Source organism: Ginsengibacter hankyongi, from assembly GCF_008710285.1.
In the GTDB taxonomy this organism is placed as follows: Bacteria; Bacteroidota; Bacteroidia; order Chitinophagales; family Chitinophagaceae; genus Ginsengibacter; species Ginsengibacter hankyongi.
On sequence record NZ_VYQF01000006.1, the window covers coordinates 103,785 to 118,709 of the forward strand.

At 38.8% G+C, this 14,925-nt stretch carries 11 protein-coding genes; 6 read left to right on the forward strand and 5 right to left on the reverse strand.

Translation table 11 applies throughout. The annotated features are described in order from the left end of the window. Window positions 1-341 precede the first annotated feature (341 nt). On the forward strand, window positions 342-689 hold the full coding sequence (locus FW778_RS17445; protein WP_150416137.1) for a hypothetical protein: 348 nt from the start codon (window positions 342-344) through the stop codon (window positions 687-689). Window positions 690-784: 95 nt separating this feature from the next. Here the strand turns inward: FW778_RS17445 and FW778_RS17450 are convergent, their stop codons facing one another. Genes FW778_RS17450 through FW778_RS17460 form a run of 3 tightly spaced genes read right to left on the reverse strand, consistent with a single transcriptional unit; the run spans window position 785 to window position 3,975 of the window. Then, window positions 785-2,845 (reverse strand): HYR domain-containing protein, encoded by a 2,061-nt coding sequence (locus tag FW778_RS17450; RefSeq protein ID WP_150416138.1) that lies wholly within the window; start codon window positions 2,843-2,845, stop codon window positions 785-787. Then, entirely contained in the window at window positions 2,781-3,554 is a 774-nt protein-coding gene (locus FW778_RS17455; RefSeq protein WP_150416139.1) for a Kelch repeat-containing protein, read from the reverse strand. Before FW778_RS17455 ends, FW778_RS17450 begins: the two co-directional genes overlap by 65 nt. A 19-nt stretch (window positions 3,555-3,573) precedes the next feature. Next, complete coding sequence (locus FW778_RS17460; protein ID WP_150416140.1) at window positions 3,574-3,975, reverse strand: DUF4907 domain-containing protein; 402 nt, start codon at window positions 3,973-3,975, stop codon at window positions 3,574-3,576. A 772-nt stretch (window positions 3,976-4,747) separates the two neighbouring features. Between FW778_RS17460 and FW778_RS17465 the strand changes: the two genes are divergently transcribed. The 3 genes from FW778_RS17465 to FW778_RS17475 all read left to right on the forward strand — a co-directional run bounded on the left by FW778_RS17465 (window position 4,748) and on the right by FW778_RS17475 (window position 9,222). Continuing rightward, complete coding sequence (locus FW778_RS17465; protein WP_150416141.1) at window positions 4,748-5,995, forward strand: arsenic transporter; 1,248 nt, start codon at window positions 4,748-4,750, stop codon at window positions 5,993-5,995. Between the two features lie 380 nt (window positions 5,996-6,375). Next, window positions 6,376-8,013 carry a hypothetical protein gene (locus FW778_RS17470; protein WP_150416142.1) on the forward strand — a complete coding sequence of 546 codons (1,638 nt, stop codon included), beginning with the start codon at window positions 6,376-6,378 and terminating at the stop codon, window positions 8,011-8,013. A 27-nt stretch (window positions 8,014-8,040) separates the two neighbouring features. Then, a complete protein-coding gene (locus FW778_RS17475) occupies window positions 8,041-9,222 on the forward strand; it encodes a T9SS type A sorting domain-containing protein (RefSeq protein ID WP_150416143.1) in 1,182 nt (393 codons plus the stop codon). A gap of 81 nt (window positions 9,223-9,303) precedes the next feature. Here FW778_RS17475 and FW778_RS17480 read toward each other — a convergent pair whose 3' ends face one another. After that, a complete protein-coding gene (locus FW778_RS17480) occupies window positions 9,304-11,421 on the reverse strand; it encodes a prolyl oligopeptidase family serine peptidase (RefSeq protein ID WP_150416144.1) in 2,118 nt (705 codons plus the stop codon). Window positions 11,422-11,542: 121 nt separating this feature from the next. Here FW778_RS17480 and pfkA point away from each other — a divergent pair, with 121 nt between their 5' ends. Continuing rightward, window positions 11,543-12,526 carry a 6-phosphofructokinase gene (gene pfkA / locus FW778_RS17485; RefSeq protein ID WP_150416145.1) on the forward strand — a complete coding sequence of 328 codons (984 nt, stop codon included), beginning with the start codon at window positions 11,543-11,545 and terminating at the stop codon, window positions 12,524-12,526. A gap of 86 nt (window positions 12,527-12,612) precedes the next feature. Further along, window positions 12,613-14,106 (forward strand): pyruvate kinase, encoded by a 1,494-nt coding sequence (pyk, locus tag FW778_RS17490; RefSeq protein WP_150416146.1) that lies wholly within the window; start codon window positions 12,613-12,615, stop codon window positions 14,104-14,106. Window positions 14,107-14,423: 317 nt separating this feature from the next. On the opposite strand, the gene FW778_RS17495 is transcribed toward pyk, so the two are convergent. Next, a complete protein-coding gene (locus FW778_RS17495) occupies window positions 14,424-14,846 on the reverse strand; it encodes a DUF1761 domain-containing protein (RefSeq protein WP_150416147.1) in 423 nt (140 codons plus the stop codon). Between the last annotated feature and the right edge of the window lie 79 nt (window positions 14,847-14,925).

Genomic DNA, 14,925 nt, shown 5'->3' on the forward strand with positions numbered 1-14,925 from the left:
TGCTCGCTTTAAGCATGATCGTAATCATTTTCCTGGTTAAATGGACGGCAATTGTATAACGCAAATAAATATAAAACAACCCCGGTATCGCCAGGTGATGATCTGGGGGTTATTTCTTATTAATGCATTGTTGTTTGCCATGGGAATTCCCATGGCAAACAACAACCAAACAGCTTTTTATTCCTATTGTTTGGGAAATTTGTCATATCTTTTAAATTCTTTTAATTGCTTGCTCTAATAAAAAATGAGACCACGATACACTTCATTTCTATATATGACCGAAGTCATAAATCACAATTGAACGGGCCTATATTTTTGCGCAAACAAAAACTCAATCCATTATGCAAACTGCAAAGAAATTTGATGAGATTACTGACATGCCCGAAGACCTGCCCTACATTTTCCTGCTTATTCCATTTGATCCAAAGATGAATACAAAAACAGGTTTTGAAAAAGTAGTAAATGCCGCTGCTGCCAAAAATGAAAATGAATTAATGAGAAAATATCCTGAAGATAAGGTAAGACCTGTTGTAGTCAAACTCCACCGGGTTATAAAAAACCTGGATCAAAACACTCATAAGAAAAGTATTGCTATAATTGTTTCGCCTCTTATAGAAAAAGTTTATTATTTCGACTATACGTCACCGTTACAATGGAACAGTTATGATATAGCATCACCGCTATCTTAACTGCATGAAGCCTTATTTAGTTTCTTTAGAAATCAGGCATATAATAAAAAGCTCCCCTGCAAAATATGCAGGAGAGCTTTTTAATCATCCCCAACTTATTGTTTTATCAAATAAATTTTCTGGTGCTGCTGGCCTTGTATTACTTCCACCATATAGGTTCCTGGCCGCAGGTTACTTCCAAAGCGGAGCGCCTGGTTTTTAGCCGCATTCATCTTTGAAAGGAACTTTCCATTGATGTCATACAGGTTCACTTCGATCTTTTCATTAGAACCGGAGTTCACCTGCAATTCAAAATATTGTGAACTTGGATTCGGTATCACCTTGCAATCAAACAACTGATCGACATAATCCATCTTGCCGTTGCTGTTATGCGGCACAACTACCTGGGTTGTTTGGGTTGAAGTATTACCGGAAGCATTTGTACTGGTAATCGTTATCGTGTACACTCTTCCGTTACCCCTGCCTGATCTTTCGGCACGCAGTTGTACGTGATGATCGTTTAGTATGATCCAGTCAGGTGAAGTATCGCCATCCCCTGTACCATTCGCAGGTTCATTGCTGCTTACGGAAAGTGTACTGGTAACCTCTCCGCAGTTATCCGATGCTGTATAGTTAATAGTTACATCTTTCATCTGGTGGTTTGGAGGCCATAAGGAAGAAGGACTGGCACTTACCTGCGTAATGACCGGGATTTCTTTATCCAGTACTGTTACGGTAAAGCTGCAGGTGTCTTTTTGTCCTGATGAACTGGTTGCAACAAATGTGTTAGTAGTATTGCCAACGGGGAAGAGGCTGCCACTGGCGAGTCCTTGAGTTTGTTCCACCGTTGTATTTTCACAGGCGTCTGTAACAACAGGTGGATTGTAACTAACGGTGGCTCCGCACTTACCGGCTTCTGAATTTACAACAATATCTGCATTACATTGTATTTTGGGTGGAATAGTGAGAACTGTTACAGTAAAGCTACAAGTATCTTTTTGGCCTGATGAGCTGGTTGCAACAAATTTGTTGGTAGTATTGCCAACCGGGAAGAAACTACCACTAGCAAGTCCTTCGATTTGTGCCACGGATGTATTTTCACAGGCATCTGTAACAACAGGTGCATCGTAACTAACAGTCGCACCGCACTTACCTGCTTCTGCATTTACAACAATATCTGCATTACATTGTATTTTGGGTGGAATAACAAGAACTGTTACAGTAAAGCTACAGGTATCTTTTTGGCCTGATGTACTGGTTGCAACAAATTTATTGGTAGTAATACCAACCGGGAAGAAACTACCACTAGCAAGTCCGTCGATTTGTGCCACCGATGTATTTTCACAGGCATCTGTAACAACAGGCGGATCGTAACTAACAGTCGCACCGCACTTACCTGCTTCTGCATTTACAACAATATCTGCATTACATTGTATTTTGGGTTGGATTGGGATAATGGTTATACCGAATCCGTTATCAGGTCCTCCAACAAGCGGGTCAGTGCTTAAAACACGAACACGATAATTTGACCCTGCCCCTGAGCAAATCGGTATGGTTGCATTAATTGTACCAGTTGTACCACTTGTGGTAGTACTGCCAATTACCTCTCCGGAAAAAAAATTACCATCAGGTGTGCCAATTTGTAAGGTAAAAACATTGCCGGGATTAAAATTGCCTACTGCAGTAAATGCCACAGAAAATGATGACCCGGCTTTTATAGAAGGAGAAGTAGGAGAAATTGCTGTAATTGATGTAATACTTGTATAGGGCACTGGAGTATACTCATACATTTTATTTGTTGGAATTTTCCAAATAGTAGGAATGCCAAAAATGGTTTTATAAAATTCAGAAGTCTCACCAAAACCAATGTACCCCTTGCTACCAACGCTAAAACCTGTAGCAGTTGAAACTCCCGGTCCGGGGAAATTTGCTCTTGGAGTCCAGGCATTGGTAACCGGGTCGTACTCTCTGAAATCTGCCCCGGAACACATATATCCTTTTGTGCCCATGCTGAAACCACAAGGAACGTGGCTAAAGGGATCTATACCCACATTTGCTTTTTCTGTCCATAGATCAGTAGTGTGATCGGTAGCGGGAGTGTATTCCCAAAAGTCATTCTTGCCCCCCCCCCATACCCACATATCCTTTGTTGCCAATACTAAAACCCACAGCACCATCTCTTTTTGATCCGCCAAAATCCGATACGTTCCTAAAACTTTTGGTATCAGGGCTGTACTCCCAAAAATCGTTCATGAGATAAGTAGTACTCGGAACCAAACTACTTATGATAGTTCTATCGATAAAGGATAGCCCGGTAAAAATATTCAGAAGAGTACTAACTATAGTACCGACCGGTATCGAAATACCTCCAGTACCTACGTACCCTTTGCCACCGATACTGAAACCTGCAGCACGTGTTCGCGGTAACATACCATTTGAAAAATCTTTTATTCTGTTCCAATTGTTTGCAACAGGGTCATATTCATAAAAATCATTATAAACTAATGGAAAATCCTTTCCTCCTCCAAACCCTATATACCCTTTGTTACCAATGCTAAAACCAGTTGCTTCCGACCTTGCATATCCGGGAAACTCTGCTTTTTGTGTCCAACTATGTGTGGATGGTTCGTATTGCCAAAAATCCTTATAGAAGACACGGGTTTCAAATACATTTTTATCGTCACGTCCTGTGCCCACATATCCATAACCATTTATACTGAAACTAACCGGGTATGAACGATTAGCTAGAAGATTATCCCCAGTATATTGCCAGGTATCAGCCTGTGCAAAAGAAAAAAAGGAAATTAATAAAAGTAATAAAGTTGCCCAGCTTGCAAATAGTTTTTGCTTACGGCTGCTGGCATAGCCTGGTAAAGTCTTTTTCATTGTATTAAGTTTTAAAATTTTAAAATTTTATTTTCAGGCTGTCAAGCTCTTTTTTTTCAACTGTTGGAGGCATCATGCCTTGTTGTAATTTTTTTATCACCAGGCGGGCTACTTTTTCTGCATCGCTTTTTTTCTCAAAGCCTTTGTTTCCTGACATTCCGGGTATGTTTGGCTGGTGTATCAGTAGCTTGTTATTTATAGATATATCATATCCATATGTATTGCCCTCCGAAGGGATAATGCGATAGGTAGTATCGCCGGGCGAGACTTGCATCATGAAGCCCTTTAAGGAAAGCAATGAATTCGGATAAGTAGCTGGTGTGTTGGTACTCAGGCGGGCCTTTGTTGTTCCTGCCGCAAACAGGACAAAAGCAAATAAAAGGATTTTAATTGTTTTCGCTTTGGAGATTTTTTGTTGCATAAGTTTCTAATTTAAAATGATGGCTTTTCATTTTAAATACCAGGATTGAATGCATTTTTTTTCTTGTGGTTTTAATGGCTTTAATTGACAAATCACCTTTATATTATTGGTGAGCCCTGGGGAACAAAAGGTTCGCTTGATAACTTTTGGCAAATGACATCTTAAGGTTCGAGAATTGAATTCCTCAACACCATAATCATTGGGTAAATTTAATATTGAACCGCCCTAATTTAAATGATGCTTATCATGCGGATTACTGATTTTACACTTGTTTTAAATCATCCTCGTAAGTCGACGACAAATCGAACTAAAAAATGGGAAGTAAAATCCTGACGTTTATTAATGGAAAATGGAGGAGTTCGGAATAAGGTATGGGGCAACTGTGTTTACGAAGTGAAGCAAGCGTTTAAAGAAAGTTTCGCACACAAAAAACCCGGAATCTCTCCCGGGTTAATTGCAGTCTTTCACGAGAATAATTTATACAAGTTTTTGAAAGTTTAGGTTGATTATTAAAGTTAAAAAATAATTTCAAATTCACGTTACTAAAGGCCCGGATATATTTATCTATTTAAAAGATTATCAGTATATTATATCTTTTTACGATATGTTAAATGTGGAAAAAGCAGCGCACTAATGCGTTTTAATTTTTTACCTCGACAACGGTTTTTCATAACCTATTGGATAAAAAGGCCGGGATTTCTTTTTGAATCATAGTATTGAACTTACTTATATTCTGATTGTTTCAGAGATCCTGTATTTTTAACCCCTGAATATGACTCCTTACCTGATCACCTGGGCCATTGCAATTTTATCTGTAGCCGGCATTATTATACGCCCTTATCACTTACCGGAAGCCATATGGGTTGTTGCCGGTTCTTTGTTATTACTTGCCCTGCATTTGATTTTGCCGTTAGATGCTTTACGCGGAATAGAAAAAGGCACCGATGTTTACCTGTTTCTTATTGGTATGATGCTGCTGGCTGAAATTGCAAGAGAAGAAAAGCTTTTTGACTGGCTTGCTGCACATGCTATAAATTATGCCAAAGGGTCTTCTACTTTATTGTTCTTATTGATTTATGTTGTCGGAATTATTGTTACCACTTTTTTATCGAACGATGCAACTGCCGTGGTACTTACACCGGCTGTTGCAGCGGCCGTAAAATCTGCTAAAGTAAAAAAGCCGCTCCCCTATCTTTTTATTTGTGCATTTATTGCCAATGCCGCTTCATTTGTTCTTCCTATTTCCAATCCGGCTAACCTTGTTATTTATGCATCACACATGCCACCGTTATTACAGTGGCTTTCAACTTATATTTTACCATCTTTTTTTGCAATTAGCATCACTTACGTTTTATTATATTGGCGTCTGCGAAAGGATATACAACAGACCGTTGAGACAAAAATAATTATACCACCACTTTCACGTGAAGGTAAAACGGCGGGTATCGCTATTATAGCCACAGCAATTATCTTATTGGTCTCCTCTTCATTTGGCATTCAGTTAGGGCTGCCCACCGCCATCTCCGGCGCACTGGCCACATTAATTGTTTTGGTAAGTGCAAACAAAAAGCCATGGGCAATATTGAAAGGTGTTTCGTGGTCGATACTTCCGCTGGTGGCTGGTCTATTTATAATCGTTGAGGCTCTCGATAAAACCGGCCTCATCACTTCACTCAGTAATATCTTAAAAAACGATGCTGCTCAATGTGCCACACTAACGGCATGGCGTAATGGCACTATTGTAGCGTTTGCCAGTAACCTCACTAACAATTTACCATCCGGGCTCATAGCTGGTAACGTTGTGCAGGCATCCGGAGTTTCGTCACTTATAAAACATTTTGTTTTAATTGGTGTTGATTTAGGGCCTAACCTTTCGGTTACGGGCTCGTTGGCTACAATACTTTGGCTGGTTGCCTTACGCCGTGAAGGTGAAAATGTAAGTGCTCTTACATTTCTTAAACTGGGCATTATAGTAATGATTCCTGCTTTGTTTGCAGCATTCGCGGCATTATTATTATAAATAAGCAAACCCGTTTTACATTTAATAGTAATAACTTAAATTTAGTCCTTATCTTTTCAATAATATTTTTTATTTAACCCTTGGGGCAGTATATCTTTAATCCTTCATCCTCATAATTTTTCTCCGCAAACCTTTATTAATTTAACGCCATTCCTGGGATTATAAAAAGTTTAAATACCCGCCTAAAATGAAGAAAATAAATTTACTTGCCAAAGAAATTGAAGAATTGAAAAGAAAAAAATAACTTTACCGCCTCTTACCACTCTCCTTTATTAAACCACTGGTTGATTTAATCCCTTTCCTATAAATAAATTAAAATAATTTTCATCTATTCATCCAGATTAATCTTACGTATTAATTTGGAAGTTTAAATAGGCAATATGATTAAACAACTACTATTCACCGTTCTTTCAGTTTTTTGTTCATTAATGGCATATTGCCAGTTGTACAACAACGGTGCAACCATAACAATTCAAAATGGTGGTTACATGCTGCTTGCAGGGAATCTGCAAAATGTATCCGGCACTATCACCAATGATGGTAAAATTGAAGTACAGGGTAATTTTATAAACTCCGGAACCTATACTTCCACTGCTAATGAGGATTCTCTGATTATGTCGGGCACTGGTCAGGATACCCTGACAGGCGGAGGTTCTCTTATAAACTATCTTACCATTAATAAAACAACGGCTTCCGATAGTGTAAAATTGGGTGGAACAACAACAGTAAATACAAAACTCGATTATCTTTCAGGTGGTTTATCAACCGATCCAATTTTAAATCCGTCTTTCACATTAACCTCCCCCGTCGCGGCAGTATATAATTTTAGCACGGGAAAAGAAATCGTTGGCAGTGTTAAAAGAACCGGCTGGACTAATGGAACTGCTTTTGTGTTTAATCAACCGAATATGCAGGTTACGACAAATGGAGGAACAAGTCCCACTGAACTTACCGTTACTATGATTCCGCAAAGCGGCGGAGGAGATCCCACACAAAATGAAAGGGAAGTCAAAAGGAAATTTTTATTTACTCAAACAGGAGGTTCAGGATTTAGTGCTGACGTACGTTTTCCTTATGCAACTAACGAATTAAATACAAATGTTGAAGCTAATGTTGTTCCATGGGAATTAATCTCAAGCGAATGGAACGCTCGCTTAATACCCGTAACACATGATGTGGTAAATCATTTTGTTTCTACCACCGGTATTTCTGCAGCAGACATGGCCCTGGAATGGAAACTTGCAGATCCGAAATATACATTTAATGTAACGGCGTTTTTGCGTGGAGCATGGAACGGCACTTCAATGAATACTGCGCTCAATTCGGCAGGTGTTCTTCCTTTATCACAACCCTATAACACTACTCCTTTTAATTATACCGGAACGGAATCTGTGGGCGGCATTCCCAATTCAAATATCGTCGACTGGGTACTTATTGAACATCGTAAACCCGCATCAGGCTTAGCATCAGATGCTACTTCCTCAACTATCACCGGGCGTAAAGCAGGATTTCTTTTAAATAACGGAACTGTGGTTGATCTTGATGGAGTAACCCCAATATCATTTAATATAACCAAACAAGGAGGTTCGTTTATAGTGATAAGACATCGTAACCATCTGGGGGTAATGAGTAATTCAATTCCCTCCAATCCTGCCGGAACGTTTACAAACGACTACTCCCTACTCGCAAATAGTTATAAAGCTTCCGGCGCTACTTCTGACCCTGTAGAGTTACTTTCAGGTGGCTTAAAATATGGTCTTTGGGCTGGTGATTCGAATAAAAATGGAGTTGTAAACGGAACGGATGTTAGTTCCATTAAATTAGCTATTTCATCTTTGGCCACTGGTTATCTCTTTACGGATGCTAACTTAAGTAATAGTATTAATGGTACAGATGTCAGTTTAACGAAAAATACTATTTCATCATTGGGCTCCGGTAGTGCGCCCACGATAGCTAATGGCAATACACGTTTAAGTGCTCAGGTACAGACAAATATTCCAGACCCCATTGTTGAATAATTCAGTCAAAATATTATAAAAAATATCATGGAAAAATACTTACATAAAATTATAATACTATCCTTTGTAATTTTTTTATCTGCATCGCTTACAACAAATGCACAGACCTTTGAATGGCGCCTGTCAAACCCTACGTATAGTAGTGTAGATCCTGATGGAGCAGGACCCGCTACAGGTTCGGTTACGTTTACATTGCAAATTCATACGACAGGTGCAACAGTTAATAATATCAACGTGTTGGCAACCGGATGGAGCTATCAATCCAGTGCTGCGATGATCCCAACTACGCCCGGCTGTTCAGTTGTATCTAATCCGGCAAACGTAACAGTTTCTGCGGCATTTGTTGCAGGAGGTTTTGCTTATACAACAGTTAACCAATGTGCAGCTTTTTCCCAAACAACCGGAGGACAAACCTTTGATAGAACGGTAGCAGGAACGCTGGATGGAACCGGCATAAATCTTACAAGCACTTGGGTGGATGTTTTTACAGCTACTTTATGGACATTGGGCAATACATCTCCAGAAGGGGGCTATGTTATAATTAACTCCGGTTCAACTGGGACACCGGGACCGTTATCATCATATTCAGTATCTGATGATCAGGCTAATGAATATCCTGTAAATTCACTTACTTATACTACGCCGCTCTTTTTAGGATCGCCACTCCCCGTTGTCTTCACCAAATTTGATGCCCATTGTACCAACAGCGGCTCTGTTATTAGGTGGGCTACTGAATCAGAATCCAATTCAAATTATTACGAACTTGAACGCAGTACAGATGGAAATAACTGGACAGCTGTAGCAAGAATTAATGCATCAGGGACAACTTCAACTGCTCATACCTATCAACAGTCTGATGTATTTTCCGGAACGGCTTTGTACAGGATTAAGCAGGTTGACCTTGACGGTCATTTTACTTACACAAGTATAATCTCTTCTAATTGTGAATTTAATAATATGGGAGTTGTGCTTTACCCGGTACCTGCGAGGGATTTACTGAATGTAATCATTCAATCAGATAAAGCTTTAAAAACTAAATTATACATTATAGATGTTGTGGGAAAAATTGTTCAAAAAATGGATGTTAATTTGGCGAGGGGCAATAATGCTTTCCAGATTAACTTGAAAGGACTGGCTAGCGGCGAATACATATTAAACGGCAGCGCACCAAGTATCCAGCTAAACAAAAAGTTCAATGTTGTAAGGTAAACAGGGTATTTTCAATACATTAAGTCCCGGCAGAATAAGCATTTACGGTAATACTGCCGGGACTTTTTTTTATTACTTAAATCAATCTTTGAAGTCCATCTTTAAATTATACATTACAAAGCTCCAGATGTCAGCCGCCTCTTCAATTTGTTTGCCCGTTGGCTTTCCGGCTCCATGGCCGGCCCTGGTTTCAATGCGTATGAGGGTTGGATTGGTTCCATCATTATCGGCCTGTAAAGTTGCGGCAAATTTAAAGCTGTGCGCCGGCACCACTCTATCGTCATGGTCAGCACTTGTTATTAATGTTGCGGGATATTTTACACCTGGCTTTAAATTGTGCAAGGGAGAATATTTAAACAAATTTTCAAATTCAGCTTTACTGTTATCGCTTCTCCCATATTCAGTTGCCCATGCCCAGCCTATCGTAAATTTGTGATAGCGAAGCATATCCATTACGCCCACTTGCGGAATAGCCACTTTAAAAAGATCAGGGCGTTGCGTCATTACAGCACCAACTAATAACCCACCGTTACTTCCGCCACGCATCGCAAGCTTTGCCGGGTTCGTATATTTTTTATCAATCAAAAACTGGGCTGCTGCGATAAAATCATCAAATACATTTTGCTTGTTTTGCAGCATGCCGCCCTTATGCCATGCCTCGCCATATTCATTACCGCCCCTGAGGTTCACCACTACAGATACACCTCCCTGCTCTAAAAAAAATGCGTTGAAAATTGAAAATGCCGGTGTCATCGGGATATTAAATCCCCCATAGCCATACATTACCACGGGATTATTTCCATTTAATTGCAGTCCTTTTTTATAAGTAATAAACATGGGCACTTTTGTTCCATCTTTACTGGTAAAAAATGTTTGTACCGTCTGGTAATTATCAGCATTAATTTTTACTTCGCTCTTTCGGAAAAGATCAGTGTGCCCTGTCGCAATATTGTACCTGAAAATTGTTGCAGGGTAATCGAATGAAGAATAGGTATAAAAAAGTTCTTTATCATCCACATAGCCATTAAACCCTGCGGCAGAGCCAATTCCCGGCAACTGTATTTCCCTTTCTAAATTACCTTTATAATTGGTTTGATATACCCTGCTCGAAGCATCCTGCAAGTAAGTAAGAAATAATTTATGCCCGGCCGTACCTACAGATTCCAGCAATTCTTTTCTTTCGGGAATAATAGTTTTCCAGTTTTCTTTCGCAGGTTTTTTTGGGTCAATCAAAACGACTTTATAATTTGGCGCATCTGCGTTTGTGCGTACCAGTAAGTAATCGCCGTCATTATCAATAAAGTCAGCTTCTGTATCAAACCCTTTTATAAGCAATTTAAATTCTGCAGAAGGGCTTTTCATATCCTTCACCCAAATCTCCGAGCCACTGGTTCCTTCGCTTTTTCCCAGAATCAGGAAATGTTCATCTTCGCTAAGTCCCGCTCCTATAGTTCTTAGAGGATGCGCATTATCTTCATAAATTAACACATCGTCATTTTGGGATGTTCCCAGTTTGTGGTAGTAAACCATGTGATGCTGGTTCTGGTTGGTGAGTTTGCTTGTTTCATCCGGCTTAGGATAGCGGCTGTAGTAAAATCCATCGTCTCCCTTCCACGACGTTCCACTGAACTTTATATAGTTTACTTCGTCTTTTAAAAGTTGTTTATCCGCCACATTCATTATATGTGCCATCTGCCAATCACTTCCGGCTTGTGCTTCAAGATACACGGCATACCTTTTATTTTTACTGAAAGCTGGTGTACTGATTGCGGCAGTTCCATCTTTGCTCATTTTGTTAGGATCTATAAAAATTTCAGGCGTTCCTTCCAATCCTTTCTGCCTGTATAAAATACTTTGATTCTGCAAACCATCATTTTTATAAAAATAATACCACTCTCCTTCTTTAAAAGGCGAACTATACTTTGGATAATTCCACATTTGCTCCAATTTGTTTTTTACTTTAGCATAAAATGGAATAGCGGAAAGATACTGCCCGGTAACTTTATTTTCTTCTTCAACCCATTCTTTTGTTTCTTCACTATTATCATCCTCAAGCCATCGGTAAGGGTCAGTTACCTTTGTACCAAAATAATCATCAACCTGGTTTACCTTTTTTGTTTCGGGATATTTAACTTGCGCAAAATTTTGTGTGGATAGCAACATAGATATAAAGAGAAGGATTAAATTTATTTTCACCATTATTTTTTAATGAAGATAATCCAATTGATAATTATTTCATTTGTTTAATAATACTGCTAAATGTGTATTTTTGACACCTTTTTAAAACAATCGTTCACCCTTAAAATGAATTTATTTGAAGATGGCGGAGAAAAAGGTAACTAAGATAGGTGTGCTTACATCGGGCGGTGATGCACCTGGTATGAATGCGGCAATAAGAGCTGTTGTGCGCACCGGTATTTATAATGGAATGGAAGTGTATGGAATATTGCGGGGCTATTCAGGAATGATCGATGGCGACATCTTTAAAATGGAAAGCAAGAGTGTTGCCAACATTATACAACGCGGCGGAACTATTTTGAAAACAGCAAGATGCAAAGAATTTTTTACTTATGAAGGAAGAGAAAAAGCATACAGCAATTTAAAAAAATTAGGTATTAATGGCCTCGTAATTATAGGCGGCGACGGATCATTCAGAGGTGCACAAATTTTCAGTAATGAATTTGATATTCCCTGCATTGGTTTACCCGGTACCATAGATAAAGATATTGCCGGAACTGATTTTACCATTGGCTTTGACACAGCCGTAAATACAGCCGTTGAAGCTATTGACAAAGTAAGAGATACTGCCGATGCACATGACCGGCTTTTTATAATTGAGGTTATGGGAAGAGATTCGGGGTATATCGCCTTGCATAGCGGCATTGCAACAGGTGCCGAAAATATTTTGATTCCCGAAAGACGAACCGACATTGAAGATATTATTAATGCCCTTGCCGAAAAACAGGGTAGAAAGAAATTAGTGAATATAATTGTAGTTGCTGAAGGGGAAGAATTTGGCGCTACCGAGCTTTCAAAAATTATGACGGAAAGAATGCCTGAGCAGGAAATAAGGGTGTGCATACTCGGACATATACAACGGGGCGGTGCACCTACTTGTTTTGACAGGCTTATTGCCAGTCGTATGGGTTACGCAGCAGTCGAGTGTCTGATGGAGGGCAGGTTCAATGTTTTTGTAGGTATCGTAAACAACCGCATGCATTACATTCCATTAGATGAAGCAGTGAAAAAGAAACAAAAAATTGGCGAAGACTGGATGAAAATTGTAAAAATATTATCAAGCTGATTAATTTTTTCTACTAATATCTGTAACCGTTTTAATCGAACATAATCACCCATCATTTATAAATTACAACAGAAATTAAAAACCCAATGTCTAAGAATATAAAGAAATACTCACAGCCTGGCATGGATAAAAAAGCAGGTGTTGAACATTTAGCGAAGCGTACGAAAATTGTAGCAACAGTAGGCCCCGCATGCGATACTTATGAAATGATGGTGAATCTTGTTAAAGCCGGCGTAAATGTTTTCCGGCTTAATTTTTCTCACGGCGCTCACGAAAACAAAGCCGAGATAATAAAAATAATTCGTAAAATAAATGAAACGCTTCCTTACAATATAGCGATACTTGCCGACCTCCAGGGTCCTAAATTAAGAGTAGGAGAAATTGAAAATAATGCACTGGAAATAAACCCTGGAGATTTGCTCACTTTTACCAATACAAAATGTGTTGGAACAATGGAGAAAATTTATGTTAGTTACCCAAACCTTTACAATGATGTTGTTCCCGGCAATACCATAATGATTGATGATGGAAAATTAGAGGTAAAAGTTATCAAGATTTTGCCCAACAATGATGTAAAAGTAGAGGTGGTTGTTGGTGGTATCCTTTCATCAAAAAAAGGGCTGAATCTTCCCGACACAAAGATATCATTACCTGCTCTTACTGAAAAAGATTTAGCTGACCTCGATTTTATTATCACACAGAATGTTGACTGGATTGCACTTTCTTTTGTAAGAGAAGTGAAGGATATAATAGGATTAAAAAATATTTTAAAAGAGAGAAAAAGCAAAGCAAAAGTTATTGCTAAAATTGAAAAGCCTGAAGCAGTTAACAACATTCGTGATATCATATTAGAAAGTGACGGTATTATGATAGCACGTGGAGATCTTGGCGTAGAGCTTCCCATTGAGAAGGTACCATTAATACAAAAAGAGATCATCCGGAAATGTATGCACCGTGCAAAACCTGTAATCGTTGCTACGCAAATGATGGAGAGTATGATTGACAGGGTAAAGCCCAACAGAAGCGAAATTACTGACGTAGCGAATGCAGTTTTGGAAGGTGCGGATGCCCTGATGCTTAGCGGCGAAACAGCTACAGGACAGCATCCTACGCTGGTAATAGAAACCATGACTAAAATAATTCTTGAAATAGAAAAAACAGCTTACGACTATAACAGGGATGATATCCTGGCACCGCAGCCCCACTCTCCTTCTTTCCTTAGTGATGCATTATGCTATAGCGCCTGCAAACTTGCTGCAGATGTGAAAGCAGATGGCCTGATAGGAATGACACAAAGTGGTTATACCGGTTTTATGTTGAGCAGTTACAGGCCCAAATCTTTATTATTTATTTTTAGCAAAGAAAGAAGTTTGATCAACCAGCTAAGTTTAAGCTGGGGCGTGAGAGCCATTTTTTATGACGAAGAAGAAAGCCTGGATGATATATTCTTTGACCAGATTGGAATTTTAAGAGAAAGAGAATTCTTAAAAAAAGGAGACGTCGTTGTAAATACAGGAAGTACGCCGGTCAATCTGCATTTGCCCACCAACGTGCTGAAGATTACCAAGATTGAAAGTTAGATTTTCGACTGATTAGAATATTAATCCCAATTGAAAATTTAATTAAAAACCCCGCTGAGCGGGGGCATTCCTGATTAAAACCACACACAACGTATTTTTAATTGTTGTATTATCGAGTTCTTATTTATAAAATCAAATATTCACACAAAACCTTTTTAAAATACTCAATTTATAGTAGTGCTAACGGGTTCGGCATTAAAAGATCACTAATTTTAAGGTGAGAATAAAATATTAAAAAAATAAGTTAGGATGATTGATTTTTTGCCAAAAGAATTTATAAATAAGAGCTGCATTAATCACCTTACTGTCATTAATTTTTACCTCCAGCTACAAACAATTATAGCGGCAATTATATTGCCGGCAATATTGTAAAGACTATTAATTAAATGAAGGCCTACCGGGCGCTTTTCATAAACATAAGATATATGCACGGCAGCCGCAGCGAAACAAATTCCTGTGAGTGCACCAAGCTTAAATCCACCCAACCAACCAAAAACTCCAAACCTCGTGGCGAGTATATCCAGCCCAAGTGAACTTAAAAACATAAATAAAAAAGAAGTTATCATAATGCCGGCAACACCTTTATTTGCATTGGAATCATTTATGAAAACAGCATTATAAGCTTTCCATTTCTTTCCAAACAGGATCGTGTACCATATAGACCCAAGCATAAAATATGCGACTCCGCCTATCAATACTACCAGCCAGTGAATGTGATTAAAAATTTCTGTATGCATCATTTTTTGTTTTAAAGAAAAATCGATTTTAGTAAAATAATAAATCTTTATTCAACTTGCAACTGGGCTTAATGATAAATCT

What these genes read in the sequence shown, in the direction of transcription:
- FW778_RS17445 (WP_150416137.1), top strand. Translation starts at nt 342, where the DNA reads ATGCAAACTGCAAAGAAATTTGATGAGATTACTGACATGCCCGAAGAC.
- FW778_RS17450 (WP_150416138.1), bottom strand. Translation starts at nt 2,845, where the DNA reads ATGGTGCTGTGGGTTTTAGTATTGGCAACAAAGGATATGTGGGTATGG.
- FW778_RS17455 (WP_150416139.1), bottom strand. Translation starts at nt 3,554, where the DNA reads ATGAAAAAGACTTTACCAGGCTATGCCAGCAGCCGTAAGCAAAAACTA.
- FW778_RS17460 (WP_150416140.1), bottom strand. Translation starts at nt 3,975, where the DNA reads ATGCAACAAAAAATCTCCAAAGCGAAAACAATTAAAATCCTTTTATTT.
- FW778_RS17465 (WP_150416141.1), top strand. Translation starts at nt 4,748, where the DNA reads ATGACTCCTTACCTGATCACCTGGGCCATTGCAATTTTATCTGTAGCC.
- FW778_RS17470 (WP_150416142.1), top strand. Translation starts at nt 6,376, where the DNA reads ATGATTAAACAACTACTATTCACCGTTCTTTCAGTTTTTTGTTCATTA.
- FW778_RS17475 (WP_150416143.1), top strand. Translation starts at nt 8,041, where the DNA reads ATGGAAAAATACTTACATAAAATTATAATACTATCCTTTGTAATTTTT.
- FW778_RS17480 (WP_150416144.1), bottom strand. Translation starts at nt 11,421, where the DNA reads ATGGTGAAAATAAATTTAATCCTTCTCTTTATATCTATGTTGCTATCC.
- pfkA (WP_150416145.1), top strand. Translation starts at nt 11,543, where the DNA reads ATGGCGGAGAAAAAGGTAACTAAGATAGGTGTGCTTACATCGGGCGGT.
- pyk (WP_150416146.1), top strand. Translation starts at nt 12,613, where the DNA reads ATGTCTAAGAATATAAAGAAATACTCACAGCCTGGCATGGATAAAAAA.
- FW778_RS17495 (WP_150416147.1), bottom strand. Translation starts at nt 14,846, where the DNA reads ATGATGCATACAGAAATTTTTAATCACATTCACTGGCTGGTAGTATTG.